Origin of the sequence: Mesorhizobium sp. M4B.F.Ca.ET.017.02.2.1, from assembly GCF_003998955.1 — a bacterium.
GTDB classification, from domain to species: domain Bacteria; phylum Pseudomonadota; class Alphaproteobacteria; order Rhizobiales; family Rhizobiaceae; genus Mesorhizobium; species Mesorhizobium abyssinicae.
This window is the reverse complement of sequence record NZ_RZOF01000467.1, coordinates 1-3894: the sequence shown is the minus strand read 5'-3', so window position 1 is coordinate 3894 and position 3894 is coordinate 1. Positions and strand designations below refer to the sequence as shown.

At 65.3% G+C, this 3894-nt stretch carries 5 protein-coding genes; 4 read left to right on the top strand and 1 reads right to left on the bottom strand.

Translation table 11 applies throughout. From position 1 onward, the window contains the following. Positions 1-100: 100 nt before the first annotated feature. Entirely contained in the window at positions 101-325 is a 225-nt protein-coding gene (locus EN738_RS32060; RefSeq protein ID WP_348629120.1) for a transposase, read from the top strand. Here EN738_RS32060 and EN738_RS32055 read toward each other — a convergent pair. Next, positions 258-1112, bottom strand: coding sequence for an ABC transporter ATP-binding protein (locus EN738_RS32055; protein ID WP_127287082.1), 855 nt, complete (start codon positions 1110-1112; stop codon positions 258-260). The two genes, EN738_RS32060 and EN738_RS32055, sit on opposite strands and share 68 nt — an antisense overlap. 211 nt (positions 1113-1323) lie before the next feature. On the opposite strand from EN738_RS32055, the gene EN738_RS32050 reads away from it, so the two are divergent. The 3 genes from EN738_RS32050 to EN738_RS32040 all read left to right on the top strand — a co-directional run. Continuing rightward, on the top strand, positions 1324-2196 hold the full coding sequence (locus EN738_RS32050; RefSeq protein WP_127287081.1) for a dimethylarginine dimethylaminohydrolase family protein: 873 nt from the start codon (positions 1324-1326) through the stop codon (positions 2194-2196). Continuing rightward, a complete protein-coding gene (locus EN738_RS32045; RefSeq protein WP_189606092.1) occupies positions 2193-2837 on the top strand; it encodes a TetR family transcriptional regulator C-terminal domain-containing protein in 645 nt (214 codons plus the stop codon). Before EN738_RS32050 ends, EN738_RS32045 begins: the two co-directional genes overlap by 4 nt. Next, positions 2834-3894 (top strand): 5-guanidino-2-oxopentanoate decarboxylase (locus EN738_RS32040; RefSeq protein ID WP_127287079.1); only part of this gene is annotated, 1061 nt, incomplete at its 3' end. The genes EN738_RS32045 and EN738_RS32040, both read left to right, overlap by 4 nt.

The following is a 3894-nucleotide window of genomic DNA, read 5'->3' as shown; positions in this document are numbered from 1 at the left end:
GAAGCCCGTGGGAGAGCGAGGGTCTTCGTCCGCCGTTCCATCGACCCCGAACAGTCGCCTGGGCCGCAAGCGAAGCCCGATTAGGCAAGGATGGGATAGGATGGAAATCGTTGTTGGCATCGACGTTTCGAAGGATCGGCTGGATGTGCATGTTTTGCCGTCCGGTGAAGCGTTTTCGGTTGGTAACGACCACGCCGGGATGGAGGATCTGGCTCGACGTCTTGCAGCCTTTTCTCCGACGGCAATCGGATTGGAGGCTACGGGAGGCTACGAGCAGCTGGCGGTCGCCACTTTGGCGAGCGCCGGCCTTTCGGTTGTTGCTTGAGCCTTTCGGATTTGGGCGCGCCGAACAGCTGTTCCGGCGGTCCTTCCTCCTCGACCAGCCCGTTGTAGAGATAGACGACATGCGTCGCGACCTCGCGGGCAAACTTCATTTCGTGGGTGACCAGCACCATGGTGCGACCTTCGCGGGCCAGGTCGCCGATCACCTTCAGCACCTCGCCGACCAGTTCCGGGTCAAGCGCCGAGGTCGGCTCGTCGAACAGCATGACGCGCGGATTGATAGCCAGCGCCCGGGCGATCGCCGCGCGCTGCTGCTGGCCGCCCGACAGATAGGCAGGATAGACGTCGCGCTTCTCGGCCAGCCCGACGCGGGCGAGCAGCTTCTCGGCCTGGGCGATCGCCTCGTCGCGCTTGACGCCCAGCACATGCACCGGAACCTCGATGACGTTCTCGATCAGCGTCATGTGGCTCCACAGGTTGAAGTTCTGGAACACCATGCCCAGCCTGGAGCGAATGCGCTCGATCTGCTTGCGGTCGGCGGGAACCGTGTGGCCGTGGCTGTCGGCCTTCAGCTTGATCTCCTCGCCATTGACGCGGATGATGCCGCTGGTCGGGTTCTCCAGGCAGTTGATGCAGCGCAAGAGCGTTGACTTGCCCGAGCCCGAGCCGCCGATGATGGCGATCACCTCGCCGTCGCGCGCCGACAGCGACACGCCCTTCAGCACATGCAGCTGGCCGAATTTCTTGTGCAGGTTTTCGACATGGATGGCTTCGGCGGCGCCGCTCTGCGCCTCGCCGGATCGCACTGCGGCAGCTTCCACCGCGCTCACCAGGTGGCCTCTGCAGGGGCTACGGCAGGTCGTCGAACGTCCATCCGGCTAATCAACATACGCTGCACTGTCCCGCTCCAGACTTCAGCATGGACCCAACAGCGCGAGCCCGTCAATCCCGCTCATTACGGCACTTGCGGCCTTGTTGCGCAAGTGTATAAATAGCCTTTCATGAAATTTTCTCGGTTTTTTTCATCTTAGAAGGGCATCGATGAGCGCTTTCGGATCCCAGTCCATGGCGGCGCCGCTGCGGCGCGTGCTGATGCGGTCGGCGGCCAACGCCATGCGTGACGCCAACAGGGCTGCCTGGCACTATGGCGCGGGCTTCAACCCTGCGAAAGCGGCCTTGCAGCACGCGGTCCTTGCTGAACTTGTGGCGGCTTCCGGCGCCGAAATCGAATGGATAGAGGACAAGCCCGACGGCCTGTCGGATTCGGTGTTCACGCACGACCCGTCGCTGATGACCGACCGCGGCGCGCTGATCCTGTCCATGGGCAAGTCATTGCGCGCCAGCGAGCCCTCTTTGCATGAGGAAACCTACAGCAGACTGGGCATTCCGATCCTGGGCCGCGTCGAGGCCCCTGGCCAGGTCGAAGGCGGTGATTGCGTATGGGTGGACAGCCGCACGCTCGCGATCGGGCGCGGCGTGCGCTCCAACCAGGAAGGCATCCAGCAGGTTTCAAACCTGCTGACGCCGCTTGGCATTTCCGTCTACGGTTTTGATCTGCCGCTGTGGCAGGGCGAAGAGGCTTGCTTGCATCTGATGTCGGTGATCAGTCCGCTGGCCGACGACCTCGCACTGGTCTATTCACCGCTTTTGCCGGCCCCGTTCTATCAGATGCTGAAGGCGCGAGGCATCCGGCTGGTCGAAGGCGACGCCGAAGAGTTCGCCGCGTCGAACGGCCTCAGCTTGAACGTGCTGCCGACCAGCCCGCTCAAAGTCATTGCCGTTGCCGGCTTTCCCAAGACCAAGGCCGCGATGGAAGCCGCCGGCTGCACGGTTGAGATATTCGAGGCGGACGCGCTCTGCATCGCTTGCGAAGGCGGGCCGACATGCCTGACGCGGCCGATCCTGCGCCAATGAATGCGCCATCCCGCCGCAAGTTCCGTCGCGAAGGCGAGGACCGGCGGCGGCAGGATTTGATCGAAGCGACCCTGGACAGCGTGGCGGAATATGGCCTGCAGGGCGCCACCTTGCGCACCATCGCGTTGCGTGCCGGCGTCACTGCCGGGCTGATCCGGCATTATTTTCCCGGCAAGGAAGAATTGCTGCAGGCGGCATATGCAGCACTGGTCGGCCGCATGACCGAGCAGGCCAAAGCAGCATTGGCCATGGAAGGCGCCTCGCCGCGCCGGCGTCTTGCGGCTTTCGTCACCGCCAACCTCAGCACGCCGATCATCGACGCGCGGGTGTTTTCGCTCTGGGCAACCTTCATCGGCCGCGCCAATGCGGATCCGACCTTGGCCCATGCCCACCGCGAGGGCTATCTTGGTTTTCGCAACGAGGTGGAAGCGGTTGTGGCCGAAGTGCTCGCTGCAGAACAGCGCAAACCGGACGCAAGCCAGCTGCGTCACCATGCCATCGCGATCAACGCGCTCATCGACGGGCTCTGGATCGAAGGCTGCCTGGCGGGCGAGATGTTCGCGCCCGGCGAATTGGCGGCGATTGGCATCAGGGCTGTCGAGGCCGAACTCGGCCTTGCGCCAGAAAGAGGAGAACAATGACCACCATCGGCGAAGCGCTCATCACACTGCTCGAGGCGCATGGCGTCGACACGGTCTTCGGCATTCCCGGGGTCCATACCGTCGAGCTCTATCGCGGTCTCGCGCGTTCGCGGATCCGCCATGTCACGCCGCGCCACGAGCAGGGCGCCGGCTTCATGGCCGACGGCTATGCCCGCGCCAGCGGCCGGCCGGGCGTCGCCTTCGTCATCACCGGTCCGGGGCTGACCAACACCATCACCGCCATGGGCCAGGCGCGCGCAGATTCGGTGCCGATGCTGGTAATCTCCGGCGTCAATGCCACCGACACGCTTGGCCAGGGCCTCGGCTTTCTGCACGAACTGCCCGACCAGCGCGGCATGATGGAGAAGGTGGCGCTGTTCTCGCACCGGATCACCGAGGCCGAGGAGCTTCCCGGCGTGCTGGCGCGCGCCTTCGCGCTGTTCTCGTCATCGCGTCCCGGTCCGGTTCATATCGAGATTCCGACCAACGTCATGGTCAAGCCCGGCAATGGCATCGTCGCCTCGCTCAGCAATGCGTCGCCGCCGTCGCCCGATGCGGCGGCGATCGAGCAGGCAGCAGAACTTTGCAAGGCCGCAAGCCGTCCGCTGATCCTGGCCGGCGGCGGCGCCAAATGGGCCGAGGCGCCGTTGCGGCTGCTGGCCGAGAGGCTCGGCGCCCCGGTCGTCGAGACGACCAACGCACGCGGCCTGCTGCACGGCCACGCGCTGTGCGTGCCGGCGAGCCCCAGCCTCAAGCCGGTGCGCGCGCTGATGGCGGACGCCGACCTGGTCATTGCCGCCGGCACCGAGTTCGGCCCGACCGACTATGACGGCTATGGCGATGGCGGCTTTGTCCTGCCCGCCAATCTGATCCGCATCGACATCGGCGCCGACCAGATCGTGCGCCGCCCGGTGACGGTCGGGATTCAGGCCGACTGCGCCGAGGCTCTTCGTGCCCTGCTGGCCGAGCTCGGTACCGCTCATGTCGCCGCAAAGGACGGCGATGCCCGAGCGGCCGCCGCGCGAAAGGCCGCGCTCGCCGAACTGAGCCCGGCCCT

Coding starts and splice junctions, on each gene's coding strand:
- EN738_RS32060 (WP_348629120.1), top strand. CDS start 101: ATGGAAATCGTTGTTGGCATCGACGTTTCGAAGGATCGGCTGGATGTG.
- EN738_RS32050 (WP_127287081.1), top strand. CDS start 1,324: ATGAGCGCTTTCGGATCCCAGTCCATGGCGGCGCCGCTGCGGCGCGTG.
- EN738_RS32045 (WP_189606092.1), top strand. CDS start 2,193: ATGAATGCGCCATCCCGCCGCAAGTTCCGTCGCGAAGGCGAGGACCGG.